The sequence below is a fragment of the Deltaproteobacteria bacterium genome (assembly GCA_026388545.1).
In the GTDB taxonomy this organism is placed as follows: domain Bacteria; phylum Desulfobacterota; class Syntrophia; order Syntrophales; family UBA2185; genus JAPLJS01.
This window is the reverse complement of sequence record JAPLJS010000043.1, coordinates 18,238-35,883: the sequence shown is the minus strand read 5'-3', so window position 1 is coordinate 35,883 and position 17,646 is coordinate 18,238. Positions and strand designations below refer to the sequence as shown.

Here is a 17,646-nt window from a genome sequence, read left to right as displayed (position 1 = left end):
CCAAATCTTTTTCTTCACAAGCTCTAACTGCTCAATGCAAAACCATTCGACGTCTTTATATTTACTTCAGTCCCGCTCGACTGCGCTACTTTGGCAGTTTGGACACCTTACTGGAATAGTGGGGAGTCTCTTCTGTTGTGCTTCTCCTTGCTCGAATATATCTGCAGTAAACCTGTGTCCGCAATTTCGACAAATGAACCGCACCTTGATCATTTTGAAGGCCCTCCTTACCCAAGTCTGTCTGTGAGACGACGCCAAAAATACTCGGCCGCCTGTTCGGCCGTGAGGATATCCCTTTCTGAATACTCTTGGCGGCCAAACCCAAAGCTGGATGGCTTGAATCCCAAAACCTGTTCATTGTCTCCCACAGAGAGCATGTCGTTGATGGAATTGTCAGAGTCGATGCTGGACTGACCATCATAATACGCAATCGAGTCGGAAGACGCAAGCCCGCCTAACCAGATCTTGCACCGATTGGCAACTTCACCACGGATATAGATCGTGCACAGAAATTTGAAGTTGTGCACTTCCATAAAATCTGTTTCCGCTTCCTGGTAATGGCGTTCCAATTCTACCAGGGCGGTTCTGAAGTATTGCTTAACAACGATGAAGGCGTTGCGGAGGAAGAGATCCCTGTCTCTTTGTGAAAATGTTTTCCCGATCTTTGGTATGGGTATTTTGAGGGTGCTGGCACGGCCCTGTGAAGATTTGGTATCGTTAGAACCAAGCTCACTTCCAAGACGCTTCTGCATCGCTGTAACGATCTTTTTCCGATCACCGTCCCAAGGCAGGTATCGTTTGTCATTCAGCAATGGAAGTTTGGCGATGATGGCCGCTTTCTCACTCTCGGTGCCGACCAGAAGAGGAAGCACTTTAACATCGCCGGTTGAGGCTTCAAGATTAAGGGCGGCATTGAGTTCGCGTTGGGGCCATTTCTTTGCAAGAAAAGCTGAACTCAAGACAACGATTACATATTGTGATATACGCAGCCCCTCATTTACCTTTTGGGTTATGCTGTCGCCCCATTTGATTTCCGCCTCATCATACCAGCACGATATTCCCGCTTGGCTGAAAGCTTCCACCACAGGACGAACGATCTCCTCTTTGTCCTCGCTGGCATGACAGATGAAAATGTCCCTCTTTTGATTTGCCATTGCTTTCTCTCTTTATCGCATGTAACAAAATTCCAGTAATACAACTCCTATTTCTATCCCTACTTTTTGATGTCTGATCGAATACAAAACTGCAGAATGCCGTTACGAATCATCGTTATCTTGCATGTGACAATCACGTCTTCCATTCAAACGTTCTGATTAGATCCTTGAAGTAATTCCATCTCTTTGTCAGAAACTGATAGCGTCCGGCAATGATCCCCGGCGAGATGCCAAGTTTATCGGCCAGATGGATGATTTCTTCTTTAGAGCAGTATGTACGGATTTCATTATCGTAGCGGGAAAGAATCAGATGTTCGGCCGCAAACCGGTCCGCCCTTTCTTCACGAGGATCCTCGCGGCTGCCATTGTTGATCAGCAGGTCTTTCTTGCTATCGTGTAGTACATGTGCTGCCTCATGGAAGAATGAGAACCAGAATTTATCTTCTCCTTTCCCTCTCAGGCAAAGGAGGATCATGGCTTTTTGGGGCGACAGCCACTTGGTGGCCCCGTTCCAAGGCACATTCTTCATCTCCTGGACAAGCGAAACGGCCACCCCCGCGTCTGCACAAAGCCTTTTCATTTCCGGTTCAAAAACTTCGGGCTCTTCGCGGGTCATATGACGGATCTCTTTTAGAGCCTTATAAAAACGGTCTTTGTCATATGGCTTGCATTCTATTTTTTGGGTCTGCAATTCGCCTTGCCTGATCCATGCGGAAGCCGGACCGGGTCGTGATTCAAAACATGGGGAACGACGTGCCGCCACAGGAGATACGTCCCAAATGCCATGCCATGCCCCGACGCTGCTGACGCCATAAAATGCCAGGGTTTCCCGGACTAATTCAACGTCCTCTTTCGTAGGCTTTATGTAGCCGCGTTCTGTGAGCTCTTTGGTGGGAATGGTTTTCAGCCAATCCAAATCGGATGCCATCCGCTTTTGTTCTGCAACCCTGGTCAACTGTTCCTGATAGTTGAGTTCAAGATTGTTCCAATAACGGGCGGGTACACCGGTCACCAGTTCGAGACGATTGGCTGTTTCGTGGGTAATGGGCTGATCACCCTTAAAGATTCTGTTCAGCGTCTGCACGGTCAGTCCTGCGCGCGTGGCCATCTCTTTCTGGGACATGCCGAGCGATACCATTACCTCCTGGAGCGTCTTACCGGGGGGCACCGCATAATCCGGGATAAATCTGTATTTCCTTTTGCTATTCATATTTTAATCTTTCAGTGTGTATCCGTAATTTCAATGATTTCAATTTCAGTGACCCGTTGCTTGTCAATTCCTCCGTCTTTGAGGCGCGGTATGGGGTTATTTGTTGGAACAAATAGCAGCCGATAAGGCTGTTCAATATCAACAGAAAACTGACGGGCTCTTTTTCCGGACAGCTCATGACAACGTGAAGGGGGAAGGTGTGAAATGTCGGATAATGCATCTGCTGCTTTTAATTCCATCATCCGTTGTTTGAGTTTCTCTGCGCATTTCATTCCCAGCTGTTTCTGCATTTCCTTTTCCTCAGAGCAGATTTTTTGCAGCTTCTTTGTCCTGAAGTATATATCCATGGCATCGCTAAGTCAAGTAATAATTAACATGATGTGTTAATATAAATTGATATTCTATTCTTCTTTGGAGATAACAAATTGTGATATCCCTACTACCTCCGGGTAATTTCAAACATGAATTCTGATGGAACTGTCTACCAATTTGGAGGGATTATGATGCGAATGGCAAATGATGTCAAGGAGTTTTGGTTTGGGGAGTTTGCGGCGCTAGGCCAGAGTGACAAGATAGTCCTGGGAGCTTGGTTTCCGATTTTTTCTCAGTATCCAATTCCTGCAAGATCATCCTTGATAATCAATCGTAAATGCATTATATCATCACTCCAGTACAGCGTGCTTGCAAAAGAGGCACTATCATTGACTTTAGGGAAAATGGTCACCCTTCCTCAAGCCCCTCCCATCAAGGAAGAGAAATTAGCGGGAGAGGATTAGGGGGCGGGACTTAAACCGGTAACATTGATTAAAGAGGTTTGAGAAATGAAAGTCAGCAGAGTCGGTAATATGAGGTACATGGACCGGTTTGCAGTCGAAAAGCTTGATATACCGGAAGAGATTCTCATGGAGAATGCAGGGTTGGCATCGGCGTTTGTCCTGGAGCAGGAGATCGGCATAAGAAACAAGAAATTCATTGTTTTCTGCGGTGTCGGCAACAACGGTGGTGACGGCCTTGTCGTCGCGCGGAAGATTCACAGCAATGGCGGACTGGTCAAGGTATTCATCACAGGAGATCCGGAGAAGTATAAGGGGGCAGCCAGGACCAACTGGAACATTATTTCGAAACTTCCCATTGAAGTCAGGATAATCAAATCTACCGAAGAGGCAATGAAGGATGTCCTCCACTGTCACAGTATTGTGGATGCGCTTTTTGGCACAGGTTTCGATCGGGAGGCGGTGGGCCTCTATAAAGAGGTGATTCAGTTGATTAATGAGAGCGGCAAAGTAGTTCTCAGTCTTGATATCCCCTCCGGCGTTCACGGCGACACGGGAGAGATCATGGGGGTGGCGGTAAAGGCCGATTATACGGTCACTTTCGGTCTACCCAAGATCGGAAACATGCTTTATCCCGGATATGATCTTGGCGGAAAACTCTACGTTACTCATATTTCTTTTCCGCCTTCCCTCCATAACGGCGATGCCATCAAGATACAGATCAACGATTATGTGCCGCTTCCACGCCGGGAGAAAGACGTCTATAAAGGAGGCATGGGAGAGGTGCTCTTTATCGCCGGCGCCGCATCTTACTTTGGTGCGCCGTATTTTTCCGCCTTATCGTTTTTAAAGGCCGGTGGCGGCTATGCCCGTCTTGCCGCACCTGTATCGATAACACCGTTCATTGCCACGAAGGGAAGCGAGATTGTCTTTGTCCCTCAGAAAGAAACAAAAACAGGGAGCCTCGCACTGGAAAATAGAGACAGCCTGGTTGAACTCTCGGAAAAAATGGATATGGTCGTCATCGGACCGGGTCTGTCTCTGGATGCTGAAACGCAGCAACTGGTCAGGGAACTCGTGAGGGCTATCAAAAAGCCCATCCTCATCGATGGAGACGGAATTACGGCTATTGCGAATGAACTGGAGATGATCAGGGAAAGGAAGGGGGAAACCATCCTCACTCCCCATCTGGGTGAGATGGCCCGAATCGCGAAGAAAAGTACCGGCGAGATCAACAAGCAAAAAATAGATATCCTGCAGCTTACAGCCATGTCGCTGCATGCCGTTATTGTCCTTAAAGGAGCCCATTCATTGATTGGCTACCCCGATGAGAACGTGTTTATCAATCTCAGCGGGAATCCGGGAATGGCAACCGCAGGTTCAGGCGACGTACTGACGGGAACCATTGCGGCCATGTTCGGGCTTGGCCTTTCACTGGAGGATGCGGTGAGAAAAGGTGTCTTTATCCACGGATTTTCAGGCGACCTGGCGGCGGCAGACAAAGGTGAAGACGGTATAACAGCCCAGGATATTCTTGATTATCTCCCCCTTGCCATGAAGTACGATAGAGAAGGCCCTCCTGATGCTTTTAGGGAAATATACGAGGGACCTTGTGTAGTGTAAGAAGACAATGGTCACTGGTCGTTTGTTTAAGCCCCTCACCCTATCCCGCAGGGGAGAGGGAAATGGAGGAAGTTTATAACCTTCTTTCAATAATGTAGTCTGATATTGCAAGCAGTGATGCTTTGGGTTCAGAATCTTCAAAAGATTCAAGAAATTCCTTCCCCTCGTCAATATATGTCTTCGCCTTGTTGAGGGAATAGTTGATGCCGTCATAACGGTGAATCAGAGAAAGAATATCTGAGATGACCTGTCCATCCTTTTCTTTATTCTCAACAGCTCTTCTGATTATGTTTTTCTCTTCGGGTGTACATTTTTTCATGGTACGGATAAGGGGAAGGGTTATTTTACCTTCTTCAATATCCTTACCGATGGCCTTTCCAAATTCTTCTTCCTTTGCAACATAATCGAGGGTGTCATCGGTTATCTGAAAGGCAGAGCCGAGGCGCATACCGAACCGGGTCAGGGCCTCAATCTGAGTATCTGATGCGCTGCCGAGAATCCCGCCCACCGCACAGGCTGCAGAGATGAGGATTGCCGTTTTTTTCTCGATAATGGTAAGGTATTCTTTTTCGTTTATATTGATGTCGCCGCACTTTACAAGCTGAAAAACTTCCCCTTCCGACATGGTGTTTGTCGTTGTTGAGAGGAGTTTGATGACGGCAAGGTTGCCATGCTCCGTCATCAGTTTAAAGGATTTGGAATAGAGGAAATCACCCACAAGTACGCTGGCGGCATTCCCCCATACATTATTCGCCGAAATTTTACCCCTCCGCGTTGTTGCTGCATCGATTACATCATCATGCAGCAGCGTGGCTGTATGGATGAATTCAATCACGGCGGATAAGGGGTATCTTTTTTCTCCCCTGTAACCACAGAGAGAGGATGCGGCCAGCAGCAGGAGGGGCCTGAACCTTTTCCCGCCGCTGCCTATGAGATGCTGGATGATTTCAGGTATAAGATGCACCTCGGAGCGAAGATACATCTCCATGTGTTCTTCGACGCGTTTTAAGTCATCCCCGTAATAGCGGAAGACATCCTGTATCTGCATAAGCGTCCGGTCCCCTTTTCGTTTATAATCCTAAATTCTCGTTTATCAAAACGACTTTTATCCTGCCTTTCGGAAAGGACTTTTCCGTAATCGCCCAATTGTTGCAGATGCGATCCTTACTTTTGCATTCCTCGCAATAAGAGGTTTTAGCACAGGGTGTTTTCAGCGCCAATCGTATGGCGTTTGCCGGCGCCGCAAAGTTTTTGATACGCATCATTGCGTCTTCTAAATCCGCTACGATCTTATTTCTCCCAACCAGAATGATCACATCTTTTGGTCCGAAAGAAATGCCTCCAATGCGATTGCCTATCATATCAAGGTTCACCAACATTCCCGATTCAGTCACCGCATTTGTTCCTGTGATGAACAGGTCCACCAGGAGCGACTGTTTCCTGCGTTCCCAGTTCTCTTCGCGCGGGATGGTTTTATCAAAGGTATCAAGCACCTTCATTTTCTTATCGTTCTTGAGCGCCTCATAAAGCCCTGTAGCGATAAACGTCATGGAACCGCCCCAGGAAACACTCTTGGCGCCGGTCTTGGGAATAATTTCTTCGAGAACAATCTTTTTTGCTTCAGCGGTATTTTCTACCACAAATACCTCGAAGTTATTTGCCTCCAATGATTTTTTGATATCATCGAGCTTAATCTTCCAGAAGCTGTCAACCACGTTACCCATGCTCCACCTCCTGCTTTGATTAAATAATTCACTATTGCGGCATTATGGAGAAATGAGCGTTTCTTGTCAAGCCTGTATCTTTTGACGGTGGATTTTTTATTATCGGAAGTCATGAGAAACTGCCTTGTCAAAATCACACACTATTGCCATTAAAAGGTTGTTCGTACATCCTTCAAAAGACATGAACTACACTATTCACTTTGCCGGAGCGAATGTATTTCTATGAATGCTGTGATTTGAAGAGGAAGAAGTAAGCGTATTCGTTATATACGTTTACTCGTCGGGGCAAATCCACAAAATCTGGCCTTTGCTGACGAAAACTACCTTTCCTGAGAGACCGCCGGGGATTGTAGCATTAAATACTACGATAAAAGGATCTTCACCCGCATTGAGCAAGTCAGATAGCCTGTCATGATTTTTGATATTAACCTGACCCTTGATGTGAGACCCATCCGTCAGGCGGATATTTGCTTTCCTTATTTTCACATCTTCAGACATACTCACCTATCCAATCTGCATTTTGAATATGCGTTGCTGCTAACCAAAAATAATATCTCTTGTAGTATAAAAAGATTTCACCGGAATATCAACACATTTTATCGGATTCCATTCTCACAATCTCCGGTTACATCTTCGGCTTTTTTCATTGATACACTGCCATACAGCTTAGTCAAAAAGCAGGATGTCTCAGTTCTTCATCAATGCGTTCTGCATCCCCAATATTGTATTGCAGCATCCTCTTTAAGTGAACAAAACTTTCATCATCCGTGGAAATAAAACTGATGGCCGTTTCCTTTTGTTCTACTCTCAAGATTTTAGAATCAATCGAAATTTGGAATTCCTTATTCAAAGTAATGATTACTGTACAAAGGTCATCCTTTTGAAACCGGGGATTGGAGGAGGTACAGAGAATCCCCGTAAGGCTGACGTTGAGAGTCTGTAACTGTATCACGTCCCCCTGGAGTAAAACGCTAACATCAATATGCATGGGCACACGCAAACGTCTTCTTCTCTCTTGATCCATAAATACCCCTTGATTACGATATGTAATCTAAAAAATAACTAAACTTGAATGTTTATTTCTGAAGTTGAATATAAAACGTACTGGCAGTTACCCGCTTAGCGCTCTCGTAAGGCAGAGTATCTGTTTTCTCTAATGTTAACGTTTCCCCAGGAGCGATTTTCTTAGACTGCTCACGACTGGATACCACCAAAAACGAATCTTTGTCCAAAAGCTTGTAATCAAAAGATAAAATCACTTCATTCATTGTCCTGTTTTTCAGAGTCACCCTCCATGCCCATTCCACTACATAGCTGTCCATTAGAGTCTGATAGACACGGACCATTTTATAGCCATCGCTGATAACCTCTATGGGAAAGTCCGGAACTTTCTTATCAACAGTGCGCTGATATGCTATGAACTGTCCCCGGCCGGTTAGGTTTTTCAAAAGAACGTGTTCTTTAACATCATCCCAGATGCCTGCATGCAGGGGATGGTCTATAAGGCTCGATATAGCTATAAAGGACAGTACTGAAAACACAAGAAGAAAAAAACGTTCTTTTAGTAACTTTTTCATTTTCATATTCAACACCTAAATAACTTTTTTCATTGCTGCAATTGCTACTTCAATCTGATCGTCTGTTGGTTCCTTAGTGGTAATTTTCTGCAATAGTAATCCCGGCCAACTCACGATTTGTACCCATTTTAAGTTCCTGTATTTTCCGGTAAACCGGATAACCTCATAGGATATCCCGGCAATAACAGGAAGGAGCATAAGTTTATAAAAAATTCTATGCACAAAATCAGGCCTTCCAAGCAGTGAAAACACTAAGATCGCGGTGACCATGACTACCAGGACAAAACTTGTCCCGCAGCGCGGATGCCGGGTAGAGTATTTTTTAATATTTTCGACGGTCAATTCCTGACCGTTTTCCCAGGCGAATACCGTTTTATGTTCCGCCCCGTGATACATGAATACACGCCTCATATCCTCCATTAACAGGGTGGCGCCTAAAAAACACAGGAAAAGTCCCAGGCGGATAAAACCTTCCATAATGTTCAAAAGCAGTGTGTTGGACACCGCACTTTTTAATAATGAAAAGCAGTAGGCGGGCACGACGATGAAAAAGAATAACGCCGCTCCGAAACTGATCATTACCGAAACGGTCATTTCCCATTTTTGCGGCTTCTTTTCATCTTCTGTTAAGGCCAACTCAGCGGAAAATAAAAGGCATTTCATCCCAATGATCATCATTTCAAACAAAGTGACCGATCCGCGGACAAACGCCAATCCCAGGAATTTATACCTTTTGGTGAGTGGAACATAATACTGTTCTTGAAAGGCTATCTCCTTGTCCGGCTTTCTGACGGCGGCTGCGATTTTATTTCCGTAACGCATCATGACGCCTTCTATAATTGCCTGTCCACCGGCAATATCTTCCGGATGAGGTTTTTCATTCGTTGTTGTTGTAGTCATGCAGTTCATATATCCTTCAGGTCTCATAGCTTCACTATGTACCTTCTTTACATAAAGTTTACTGTGTCATTCCTTCGAAAAAAATTTATCTCCTCCTGTCCCTTTACAAAAAGAGGCATTGTCAGGGGTGAATGCACATTTATTTTATTTAGTTATTCAAAACAGATTTACCGGATACTCACACCAATTTTAGGATCTTTATCGAAAGACAGGAGTGTCAGGCCATCATCCGTTTCAGCCGCCAGGAGCATCCCCTGGGATTCTACACCCATTAACTTCGTCGGTTTCAGGTTTGCCACAACGACGATCTTTTTGCCGATGAGTTCCTCAGGTTTGTAATCCTTCGCGATACCCGCTACGAGAGTCCTTTCTTCACCCATATCGATCTTCAGCTTCAGGAGCTTGCTTGATTTGGGAACGGCCTCCGCCTCGATGATCCTTGCAACGCGAAGGTCTACCTTATCGAAATCTCCATAATCGATGAACGGCTTTATCGGTTGGACTTTAGTACTTTCCACTTCCGGTTTTTCCTTTTCTTTTTCATTGTTAACCCTCGGGAAGAGTGCATCGGCCCTATTCAGATTATTCCCGGGAGTAAGCCCCCCCCAGCGGCGGATACTATCAAAATCCTTCGAATCTGCACTCGTGATACCCAGTTGATCCACAATCTTCTGTGCCGAGCCCGGCATGAATGGCGAAACCAGGACTGCAATTATACGAAGTGATTCCAAGAGGTTATAGATAACCGTCTCCAGCCGGGTCTTCTTTACGGCGTCTTGCGCAAGCTTCCAGGGCTCCTGCGCCACAATATACTTATTTGCCACATTGATAAACTCCCATATGGCAATCAGGGCCTTATGGAGGGCGAGTTCCTGAAAGCATACCTTCACCTCAGCAACAGTTCTCCCCGCTGCTTCCATGAGCAGCCGGTCTTCGTCGGATGGCGTATGGGCTTCAGGCGCCTTACCTGCACAGTATTTCATAGCCATGGTCATGGTCCTGCTTACCAGATTACCAAGATCATTCGCCAGATCCGAGTTTATCCTCCGGACGAAACTCTCTTCACTGAAGTTGGAATCGAGGCCGAAAACCATTTCCCTCAGGAGAAAATACCGGAAGGGGTCAATTCCATATTTATCCTTTAATTCTAATGGCTTGACAACATTACCGAGGCTTTTAGACATTTTACTATGGTCAACAATCCAGTAGCCATGGACGTTCAAATGCCGGTACGGTTCAATGCCGGCCGCCTTCAGCATCGTGGGCCAGTAAATTCCATGCGGTTTGAGAATATCCTTAGCGATAAGGTGCTCGGCATGGGGCCAGAATATCCCGAAATTTACACCGTCCGGATAACCCGGTCCTGTTATATAATTGATAAGGGCGTCAAACCATACATAGGTTACGTAGTCTTCATCGAAGGGGAGTGTAATCCCCCAGTTCAACCTGCTCTTCGGCCTCGATATACATAAATCTTCTAAAGGCTCTCTCAGGAAGGCAAGGACTTCGTTTTTATAACGCTCCGGCCTGATAAAATCAGGATGATTATTGATATATTCTATCAGCCAATCCTGATATTTGCTCATTCTGAAAAAGTAATTGCTCTCTTCCCGGTACTCCGGCGCTGCTTGATGATCCGGGCAGAGCCCCCCCACCAGTTCTTTTTCCATGTAGAATCGCTCGCAGCCGACACAATAGTATCCCTCGTATTTTCCGAAGTAGATATCGCCGGCATCGTAGACCTTCTTCAGGATCAGTCTGACCGTCTCGACATGATTGGCATCGGTGGTCCTGATAAAATAATCATTGGTGATAGCGAGTTCCGGCCATAGATTCCTGAATTGGGCACTGATTCTATCTGCATACTCTTTCGGTGTTGTGTCGGATTTCTGGGCAGCCTCAGCGATCTTGTCGCCATGTTCATCCGTACCGGTCAGAAAAAACGTCCTGTATCCGGATAAGCGGTGATACCTTGCCAGGACATCGGCAACAATAGTGGTGTAGGAATGGCCTATATGGGGTGAGGCGTTGACATAGTATATCGGCGTCGTAATATAATATGTTTTTTCCATTAATAATCCCTCTCTTTTAATAAAAAGCTGTCGGCATCGGTAGAGAATCTTACAGCTACAAGTCTTCTATTTTGACGGTGATTTCCTTACCACCTTCCAACACTACAATCACTTCTCCTTTAAGGATATTCTGTCTTATGATCTTACCGGGTCCCTCAGCAGTGTTAATAACCTTTCCACTCTTTGGCATGTTCTTTTTCAGATCCTGATATACGTCGAATTCAAAGGAAAGACAACACATTAACCTGCCGCAGAGTCCCGAAATCTTCTCCGGATTAAGAGAAACACTCTGCTCTTTGGCCATCTTTACAGAAACCCTGTCAATATTGGGTATCAAACTGGCACAACATACTTCTCTGCCGCAAATCCCCAAACCTTTTATCATCCTTGCCTCATGCCGGGCGCCAATCTGTCTTAACTCAATCCTTATCTTGAAGCGCTGGACCAGATCCTTTACAAGATCCCTGAAATCTACCCGGTTTTCTGCAGTGAAATAGAATATGATCTGGCTCTTATCAAAAGAACATTCCACATCAATCAGTTTCATGGGAAGATTCCGTTCTCTGATTTTCTCCAGGCAAAATTGACGGGATTCCTGTTCCAGAGTTTCATTCTCTTTTCTGATCTTCACATCTTGCTCTGTAGCCTTACGGATAATGTTTTTAAGACCCGTCGGCAAGTGATAAATCGGCACAGGTTTCACATCGACAATAACTTTGCCCATAGATATACCATTTTCGGTATTGACAATCACCTCATCGTTCTTTTCCAATAGGAGATCAGAAGCATCAAAGCTATATATCTTTCCGTCTTTTCTAAACCTTATTCCAACAATATTTTTCAGAGGGACTTACTCCTTTTCCATTCACTGAGAGACTTTGTAAAATATCTAATCATTCATAATATCTGCTGAGTTTAAACATCATCGACTCTAAAGTCAATTGTTTATTGGCATTCTGATTCATGGCATGGAAAGCTTGATCCACGGCTTTTATGCTGTTCAGAATCTTCCGCCCTGATAAACCCTCCGCAACAGATTTTATTATATCAATATAATCCCTATTGATAACACGATCCGTTTCACCGGTTTCTTTATAAACCATCGCATCCCTGTACCCGGTTATTAAGATACTGAGCTTTTCCATAATTTCTTTTTTTTCCTGTCCGAAATCGTTGGCGACGGATAACAATTTGAGGGGATCTCTCATTTTGATTTTTGACATTATTTCAACGACTGCTTCCCTCATTTTGAGATAGGAATCATCATTCAAAGTCATTGCTTTTCCAATGCTTCCGCCGGATGATGAAGAAATCAAATAAGACGATTGGTGATCCAGCGAAAATTTTTTCTGTAAGAATGAGGCAACCGTTTCCCGCTGCAGAGGGTTAAACCTCAATTGCCGGCACCGGGAGAGAATCGTCATGGGAAGTTGATGGGGACGTGATGTGATCAATATCAATATATTGGATGTCGATGGTTCTTCCAATGTCTTCAAGAGGGCGTTGGCTGAAATGATATTCATTGTATCGGCATCTACGATGATAAAAACCCGTTTCCCCCCTTCAAAGGGTCTGAATTTCATCTGCTCCTGGAGTTCTCTGATCTCATTAACTCTTATAAATTGCCCTTCGGCTTTTATTGTTATGACATCGGGATGATTTCTGCGGTCTATCTTTAAACAGGACGAACACCTATCGCATGCATCAGGGCTGTCTCCCCTACTTTTACAATTCAGGGCCTTGGCAAAGACCTCTGCCACCGTCCTCTTGCCGATGCCTTTCATGCCGTAAAAAAGATATGCGTGGGGGATACGATCCCTTGCGATAGACGCCTGAAGGACACTTATCTGTTTTTCATGACCATAAATATCTTTGAAGGACATATAATTACCGGCTCATGAAATTCTTACTCACCTATTGTTGAGAATTTCGGATTTCGTCTTTAGAGTTTCTTGTCTATGAATGTCGAAAGATGGATACAGACCTCACGATGGACTTCATCAACTCCTCTTGCGCTGCCGATGATCCTAAACCTTTCGTTATCCTGTTTTGCGAGGAAAAGATACCCTTCTCTCACCTTTTTGTGAAATTCCAGATCCTCTCTTTCAAATCGATCTTCCGCTGAACTTTTGTTCATACGGGATATTCTGTCCATGGCCCTTTCCAAACCTACCTCAACCGGCAGATCAAAGAGAATGGTTAATCCGGGCTTTTGCTTAGCCGAGGAAAAGTCATTGAGAATCCGGATAAAATCGATATCCAATCCCCTGCCGAAACCCTGGTAGGCAATCGTTGCATCATAGAACCGGTCGCATAAAACTACCGTACCTTCCTTCAGCGCCGGAATTATCACATCCCTGATATGTTGAGCCCTGGCCGCCGAGAAAAGAAGGACCTCCGTTTCTTTACAAATCTGCTCACACGAACCTTCGTTTAAAAGAATTTCTCTGATCCTTCTTCCTATAGGTGTTCCTCCCGGCTCTTCGGTAATTATGAAAGGAACACGACGCTGCTGAAAATACTCTCCGGCCAGCTTAATCTGGGTGGTTTTTCCACAACCTTCGATACCTTCAAAGGAAATAAATCGTCCCATTTCCATAAAAAATTCCTGTCTTGATGTCTCAATTCGAAATAAATGAGAAATACGAAAATACTTAAAATACGCTTTAGTGATCTGGATTTGCTTAGAACTCAGGATCTGCTGCCATTCCCGACGAATCGCTGGATTTAGATCTTTACATCAGATCGGGGGGAACCTTAGTAAAAAATAGAAGAGGGGAAAACACCCCCATCACTAAGGTGGATGAATTCCCCTTTTTGATCTTAGTTGCCGGATGTAAACCTATTTCTCTTCTCCCGCTATAATCGCTTCCACAGGACACTGATCGGCACAAGTACCGCAGTCATTACACAGCTTGGGATCAATGACATATTTCTCTTCTCCCTCACTGATCGCTTCGGAAGGACATTCACTTTCACAAGCACCACAAGCAATGCATTCATCTGTAATTACGTACGCCATTTCATCTTCTCCTTAATTTTTTAATATTATCGGCTTAGTAATAAAATCCAGGCCGTCTCTCTTCGATTTTAAATGGGTTCCCCTTTTTAGAGTTTACGTCACGGAAACTACTTCTTTTACCCCCGGAACTTCTTTTTGCAGATATTTCTGTATACCCATCTTCAGGGTCATTTGCGACATGGGACAACCATGACAGGCCCCCAGCAGTTTTACCTTGACAATACCATCATCACTAACATCAACCAGCTCAACATCTCCTCCGTCAGCCTGAAGATTCGGCCGGACACGCTCTATTGCACTACGAACTTTATCCTTCATAAATATGACCTCCATTTTTCACCAATATCAAAAGCTAACGGTACAATATCAAAAAGTTTGTCCTTAGTCTTTTATTATATGTGCCCCTGTGACTTAATGGGGCATTTCTTTTATCATCTTTTTGACGAGGTCTTTTGCCACGTCAGGAAGTTTTGGTTTAAAAAACGTGTAATCTTCTGCTTCATGATGACCGGCTTTCCAGAGTATTTTTCCGGAAGAAGCATCAATCATCTTAATGCCGATACCTACCTTGGCCACCTTTTTTTCGTTTTCTTTCGTGTAATTCCAATAGTCCACATTGATAACTAAAAAGGCATCGACTTTTGATATTTCACCAATCTTTTTACTCATTTCAGGATCAGAAAAGTTGACCGCTTTGAGTTTCGAAATATAATCAAGGTAAACCTTCCGAAGTTCCTCATTGGACTGAAGCTGGTTGCTTATTGTATCTGCCGCAACAACATCGGTAAACCACTGTGTATCAACGAGAACACCCGCTATGACCTGATCAATTACCCCCCTTGCCTCTTCATATGTCCCTACATCAACAGGAAACACACCGACGCTCTTGGGATGGAAATTCTTGGCTTCCGGAGCAACCTGAGAATAGCGAAGTCCGCCGCAGCCAAATAACGTTACAAATAGAAGTATCACCAAGGATACTATGAATACTCTTCTCATCACCAAAACACCTCCCCGGATCATATTGAAGTAAAGACCGCCCTCAAGTAAAGCCATATGAGGGAACTTACACCAGCCAAAATATAGCTGGTCTCAAGAATACCTTCCTGTACAGCGCCGGAAAACGCCGCCCTTTTATCATAAAGTTTGAAATAAATCCATATAAAAAATATGCATACGAGAAGGGCAAAACTCAATGAAGAAGTCCATCCGCAGGGATACGATATTCCAAGCAAAATGAACAACATAAACAGTATCACCTTCAGGAGAATCTGTGTGGGTTTCTTGCCGATGAGTACAGGAATCGTTTCTCTTCCAATGAGTCTATCGCTTTGGATGTCCATTATATCAGATATGGCAGAGTTGACAAAAACAACACCGAAGGTAAAAAGAAACGCTATAATCATACCTGGGGTAATCGACAGGTCGATTTCAAACTGCGGCAACACCGCCGCTACAGCAGCCCATGCCATGGCCACGAAGATATTCTTTGAACCCGGCAGGTCTTTAAAACTCTTAAATCGCCAGTCCTCCGGAAGTATTCTCGTATTATAAAGCACACCAAGGGCGGAAATCAAAAAAAGTAATATAAATGTGTTGATACCTGCAATAAAAGAACTTGCCAGAGCCAGAATCATGGAAACAATCGCCGCTGATACATAAGCCTTTTCGTGTTTTCGATACGACTCTTCTCTGAATGAGCCGATGATCGTGCTTGATTTTCTGTCGATGAGCCGGTTGAGGGTATGCATGGCATACACATAAAGGGATGTTATCAGGATATTAAGCATATTCACATCGAGTCTCTGCAACAGCATGCTTGAGAGCGATAGACATCCTGCTCCCAGAGCTGAATAGACATTCGTTTTGACAGCAAATACCCATAATTTAAAGAGTTTCCCAACCTTCTTCTCTTTCTCGCTCTGCCGGCTTGTAATACCATCAACAACCCGGTCAATGATCCAGTTGGGTGTCGATGCTCCGGCAGAGATACCGATTTTTTCATACTGGTTTGCGGGTATATCATTTAATTCATCCGCAGTTTCAATATGAAACGTCGGTTTACCCTGAAGCTCTGAAATCCTGACCAGCCTTTTTGTATTCGCACTGTTCCTGCCGCCGATAATAAACATGGCCTCCATCTCTGCAGCCAGACTTTTAACTTCCGCCTGCCTCTTTTCTGTGGAATCGCAAATGGTATTGAAGACTAAAGTGTCAGGAAATCTGGCTCTGATTTTATCTACAATATCAACAAATTCATCCATACTCTGCGTTGTCTGAGCGACCACACAAACCTTGTCCAGAGGAGGAAGTTTTTCGATTTCGTCAGCGCTGCCGATAACGATCCCTTTGCTGTGGGCATAGCCCAGCAGACCATTCACCTCCGGGTGTTCCCTGTCGCCAATGATAAGAACCGTATACTCCAAAGATACGTGTTTTTTAATAATGGCCTGGACATGAGCCACCTTAGGGCAGGTGGCATCAATTATTTTAATCCCCTTCGCCTTGATTTTTTTTCTTTCCTCGAGTGATATGCCGTGTGCCCTGATTATGATTGTTGCCCCTTTATCGGATTCATCAATATCATCGATGTGATTTATAGGAATAATGCCCCTCGTCCTGAGGAGTTCAACAGTCTGGGGATTATGAATCAGGGGACCATAGGTATAGACATTTTCTTTTTTCTTATGCTGGGCAATATCGAGGACCATATCAACGGCCCTTCTGACACCCATGCAAAACCCTGCTGTTCTGGCCAGTTTAACGTTCATCTGTTTCGGAGAACCTTTACTCTTAACGATATGAGAATCATATTTTAACAGCAGATAGGGACAACAGCGCCCCGTTTGCTCAAATAGATAAAAAACTCTCTATTGCCTTTAGGTCCCATAAGAGGGGATTCGCAGACACCGATAACGGAAAGCCCCAATCCCATGCAGAATTCCTTTATTTCTTCTACTACCTTTTTATGTACCTCAGGGTTTCTTACCACACCGTGTTTTTCAACCTCCCCGCGACCCGCCTCAAACTGGGGTTTAATAAGGGCAAGTATGATTGCGTTATTCTTTTTGATCAGCTTAAGTACGGCTGGAAGTACAATTTTGAGAGAAATAAAGGACGTATCAATAGTTGCCATATCGATGGTATCCTCAATTCCCATACCTTCAAAGTACCGGATGTTTGTCCGCTCAATGCAGACCACCCGTCCATCAATCCTGAGTTTCCATGCCAACTGGCCGTAGCCGACATCAAGGGCATAGACCTTTCTCGCCCCTTCCCGAAGAAGGCAGTCAGTAAACCCACCGGTCGATGCTCCCACATCAAGGATGACCAGATCTCCGACATCGATGCCGAACCCCTGGAGAGCACCCTTTAGTTTCAATCCACCCCTGCTGACATATGGATTATCTTCTCCTTCGATCCTGATATCCGCATCCGGGGAGATGAGGGCGCCTGCCTTATCCGTCCTGATCTCGCCCACAAGCACTGCACCTGACATAATAAGCGCCCTGGCTCTTTCACGGGTCGGGCAAATATTCTTGTCCACCAGTAATTTGTCCAATCTGACTTTCTTGATTTTAACACTCATGA

20 protein-coding genes are annotated in these 17,646 nt (G+C 44.7%); 2 read left to right on the top strand and 18 right to left on the bottom strand.

Annotation, left to right across the window (positions count from 1 at the left end; translation table 11 throughout):
* Positions 1–227: 227 nt before the first annotated feature.
* From NTW12_04490 to NTW12_04480, 3 genes are all read right to left on the bottom strand, one after another.
* Positions 228–1,154: a toll/interleukin-1 receptor domain-containing protein gene (locus NTW12_04490; GenBank protein ID MCX5845604.1), complete on the bottom strand. Its 927-nt coding sequence runs from the start codon at positions 1,152–1,154 to the stop codon at positions 228–230.
* Positions 1,155–1,287: 133 nt separating this feature from the next.
* A complete protein-coding gene (locus tag NTW12_04485) occupies positions 1,288–2,364 on the bottom strand; it encodes a helix-turn-helix domain-containing protein (GenBank protein ID MCX5845603.1) in 1,077 nt (358 codons plus the stop codon).
* Between the two features lie 11 nt (positions 2,365–2,375).
* Entirely contained in the window at positions 2,376–2,711 is a 336-nt protein-coding gene (locus NTW12_04480) for a type II toxin-antitoxin system RelE/ParE family toxin (protein ID MCX5845602.1), read from the bottom strand.
* A 162-nt stretch (positions 2,712–2,873) separates the two neighbouring features.
* On the opposite strand from NTW12_04480, the gene NTW12_04475 reads away from it, so the two are divergent.
* Together NTW12_04475 and NTW12_04470 are read left to right on the top strand one after the other, a co-directional pair.
* A complete protein-coding gene (locus NTW12_04475; GenBank protein ID MCX5845601.1) occupies positions 2,874–3,140 on the top strand; it encodes a hypothetical protein in 267 nt (88 codons plus the stop codon).
* A 45-nt stretch (positions 3,141–3,185) separates the two neighbouring features.
* The gene (locus NTW12_04470; GenBank protein ID MCX5845600.1) at positions 3,186–4,760 is read left to right on the top strand and encodes an NAD(P)H-hydrate dehydratase; all 1,575 of its coding nucleotides are present in this window, start codon (positions 3,186–3,188) and stop codon (positions 4,758–4,760) included.
* A 73-nt stretch (positions 4,761–4,833) separates the two neighbouring features.
* On the opposite strand, the gene NTW12_04465 is transcribed toward NTW12_04470, so the two are convergent.
* From NTW12_04465 to NTW12_04395, 15 genes are all read right to left on the bottom strand, one after another.
* Positions 4,834–5,808, bottom strand: coding sequence for a polyprenyl synthetase family protein (locus NTW12_04465; GenBank protein ID MCX5845599.1), 975 nt, complete (start codon positions 5,806–5,808; stop codon positions 4,834–4,836).
* Positions 5,809–5,830: 22 nt separating this feature from the next.
* On the bottom strand, positions 5,831–6,484 hold the full coding sequence (locus NTW12_04460) for a lactate utilization protein (protein MCX5845598.1): 654 nt from the start codon (positions 6,482–6,484) through the stop codon (positions 5,831–5,833).
* Between the two features lie 273 nt (positions 6,485–6,757).
* Positions 6,758–6,982 (bottom strand): hypothetical protein, encoded by a 225-nt coding sequence (locus tag NTW12_04455; GenBank protein MCX5845597.1) that lies wholly within the window; start codon positions 6,980–6,982, stop codon positions 6,758–6,760.
* A gap of 172 nt (positions 6,983–7,154) precedes the next feature.
* Positions 7,155–7,508: a PilZ domain-containing protein gene (locus NTW12_04450; protein MCX5845596.1), complete on the bottom strand. Its 354-nt coding sequence runs from the start codon at positions 7,506–7,508 to the stop codon at positions 7,155–7,157.
* A gap of 52 nt (positions 7,509–7,560) precedes the next feature.
* Entirely contained in the window at positions 7,561–8,067 is a 507-nt protein-coding gene (locus NTW12_04445; GenBank protein MCX5845595.1) for a hypothetical protein, read from the bottom strand.
* A gap of 9 nt (positions 8,068–8,076) precedes the next feature.
* Positions 8,077–8,961 (bottom strand): DUF1385 domain-containing protein, encoded by an 885-nt coding sequence (locus NTW12_04440; protein MCX5845594.1) that lies wholly within the window; start codon positions 8,959–8,961, stop codon positions 8,077–8,079.
* A 167-nt stretch (positions 8,962–9,128) separates the two neighbouring features.
* Positions 9,129–11,033: a methionine--tRNA ligase gene (metG, locus tag NTW12_04435; GenBank protein ID MCX5845593.1), complete on the bottom strand. Its 1,905-nt coding sequence runs from the start codon at positions 11,031–11,033 to the stop codon at positions 9,129–9,131.
* A 55-nt stretch (positions 11,034–11,088) separates the two neighbouring features.
* Positions 11,089–11,805, bottom strand: coding sequence for a regulatory iron-sulfur-containing complex subunit RicT (gene ricT / locus NTW12_04430; GenBank protein ID MCX5845592.1), 717 nt, complete (start codon positions 11,803–11,805; stop codon positions 11,089–11,091).
* 121 nt (positions 11,806–11,926) lie between these two features.
* Entirely contained in the window at positions 11,927–12,916 is a 990-nt protein-coding gene (holB, locus tag NTW12_04425; GenBank protein ID MCX5845591.1) for a DNA polymerase III subunit delta', read from the bottom strand.
* A 59-nt stretch (positions 12,917–12,975) separates the two neighbouring features.
* A complete protein-coding gene (tmk, locus tag NTW12_04420; GenBank protein MCX5845590.1) occupies positions 12,976–13,632 on the bottom strand; it encodes a dTMP kinase in 657 nt (218 codons plus the stop codon).
* Positions 13,633–13,875: 243 nt separating this feature from the next.
* A complete protein-coding gene (locus NTW12_04415; GenBank protein ID MCX5845589.1) occupies positions 13,876–14,055 on the bottom strand; it encodes a 4Fe-4S binding protein in 180 nt (59 codons plus the stop codon).
* A 93-nt stretch (positions 14,056–14,148) separates the two neighbouring features.
* Complete coding sequence (locus tag NTW12_04410; GenBank protein MCX5845588.1) at positions 14,149–14,373, bottom strand: NifU family protein; 225 nt, start codon at positions 14,371–14,373, stop codon at positions 14,149–14,151.
* A gap of 93 nt (positions 14,374–14,466) precedes the next feature.
* Positions 14,467–15,054 (bottom strand): hypothetical protein, encoded by a 588-nt coding sequence (locus NTW12_04405; protein ID MCX5845587.1) that lies wholly within the window; start codon positions 15,052–15,054, stop codon positions 14,467–14,469.
* A gap of 20 nt (positions 15,055–15,074) precedes the next feature.
* Positions 15,075–16,826, bottom strand: coding sequence for a 4-hydroxy-3-methylbut-2-enyl diphosphate reductase (ispH, locus tag NTW12_04400; GenBank protein ID MCX5845586.1), 1,752 nt, complete (start codon positions 16,824–16,826; stop codon positions 15,075–15,077).
* A gap of 44 nt (positions 16,827–16,870) precedes the next feature.
* On the bottom strand, positions 16,871–17,644 hold the full coding sequence (locus tag NTW12_04395; GenBank protein ID MCX5845585.1) for a TlyA family RNA methyltransferase: 774 nt from the start codon (positions 17,642–17,644) through the stop codon (positions 16,871–16,873).
* Positions 17,645–17,646: the final 2 nt, after the last annotated feature.